Origin of the sequence: Synechococcus sp. H55.2, from assembly GCF_047462495.1 — a bacterium.
Taxonomy (GTDB): Bacteria; Cyanobacteriota; Cyanobacteriia; order Thermostichales; family Thermostichaceae; genus Thermostichus.
Map to the genome: position 1 here is coordinate 1 of NZ_JANSJH010000232.1, position 659 is coordinate 659.

Below are 659 nucleotides of genomic sequence, written 5' to 3' on the forward strand. Positions count from 1 at the left end.
AAACCAGACGGCCAGAAGGCTCAGACATAGCGGCAACGCAACAGTGAGGGGGGCTAGATCTCTATGCTAGGCTCTTGCCCTTGTAACTGAGAACAAGCAATCCTGTCCCGGCCAGTAATCTAACAAGAACCCTCGTTCTTTAGAGTAGGGAGTATGTCAAAACCCTTCCGCAGGTTGGCTACAACAACACCTGAGTTTTTAACCAACGGGAGCGGAAGAGTTGGGTGACCAAGGAGCCACAACCTCGCCCAAAATGCCTTGGAGATCCCCTACCTGCGGTTGCTGTCCTGATTTTGGCCGGGGGCAACAGCCGCCGCATGGGATCCGACAAGGCTTTGGGGATGGGATCCCCCTCTTACGACGGGTGGCCCAGGTGGCAGCAGCCTATGCCAACGCAGTTTACATTCTCCCCCCCTGGCCGAAGCGCTATGCACCGATGGCGGATCCCGCCTGGCACCTCTGGCGAGAAAATGTTTCCCCGCCTGCTGGGCCAGACTCAAACGATGCTCACCAATTGCAATACCCCCGCCGATTTGCAGCTTGGGCAAAAGCCGGGCAAGGAGTGATCTTTAGGACAAGCCAAGGGGATAGGATCGCCTCGTGTCACAATGGGTGAAGATTTGCTCTGTTTTCTATCTCGGCGCCGTGCTCAAGCCCCT

Annotated in this window: 1 protein-coding gene; it reads left to right on the forward strand. The window is 56.4% G+C overall.

Annotated elements, in window-relative coordinates:
- Positions 1-428: 428 nt before the first annotated feature.
- Entirely contained in the window at positions 429-566 is a 138-nt protein-coding gene (locus tag NW844_RS13085) for a hypothetical protein (RefSeq protein WP_414336269.1), read from the forward strand.
- Positions 567-659 lie beyond the last annotated feature (93 nt).

Bases quoted from the DNA above. Each gene is read 5' to 3' on its own strand.
- NW844_RS13085 (WP_414336269.1), top strand. From the start codon at position 429: ATGCACCGATGGCGGATCCCGCCTGGCACCTCTGGCGAGAAAATGTTT.